This window comes from Neobacillus paridis, from assembly GCF_016765675.1.
Classification (GTDB): domain Bacteria; phylum Bacillota; class Bacilli; order Bacillales; family Cytobacillaceae; genus Neobacillus; species Neobacillus paridis.
This window is the reverse complement of the sequence record NZ_JAESWB010000071.1, coordinates 1-644: the sequence shown is the minus strand read 5'-3', so window position 1 is coordinate 644 and position 644 is coordinate 1. Positions and strand designations below refer to the sequence as shown.

1 protein-coding gene is annotated in these 644 nt (G+C 49.7%); it reads right to left on the bottom strand.

Translation table 11 applies throughout. The annotated features are described in order from the left end of the window. Nucleotides 1-16: 16 nt before the first annotated feature. Nucleotides 17-644, bottom strand: a 628-nt coding sequence (locus tag JK635_RS24645) for a glycosyltransferase family 2 protein (protein ID WP_202653059.1), incomplete at its 5' end; no start/stop codon positions are given.

Here is a 644-nt window from a genome sequence, read left to right as displayed (position 1 = left end):
CAGCCAACACTAGCGCTCACCTACCGAGCAAGATGCTCTTGTCCATTGCTTTAAAAATTTCCCAAATACCTGCTACTCGCATATGCTGAATCTCAGTACGCTTTCGCCACATTTTATGCAAGCCGTGGAAAGCATCCTTTTTGGCCTTCAGTGCAATCCCTCCTTGTCCGCGCAGGCCAAGCATCAAGACCATAACCAGATTCAACAGCAAGTGCCCAGGAATCAATATCCACAAAAGAATTCCGGGCACATTTTTTATAAAGGTCCATACCATATTGCGATGGCCATGATACACAGAGAATGCACTGCGCACGCCCGTAAAGGCGGAGCCGACATGTCTTACGACGGCATCGGGAATATACAAGGCAGAAAACCCGGCCAGCCTTAGTCGGAAGCCAAGGTCTACATCTTCCATGTAACAAAAATAATCTTCATCGAATTTACCAACAAGCAGCAAAGCATCGCGACGATACAAAGCGGCCGCAGCACAAGGCGCGAAGATGCGGCTTTGCTGCAGGTATTGCTGTGCCTGTATTTCTCCATATCCCCTGCGCCATGCCAATCCGGTCACATGGTAAACGTCCCCAACGCCATCAAGTACCTGAGAATTTTCCGCACTGACTTGCCGCGAGCCGAATGACGCT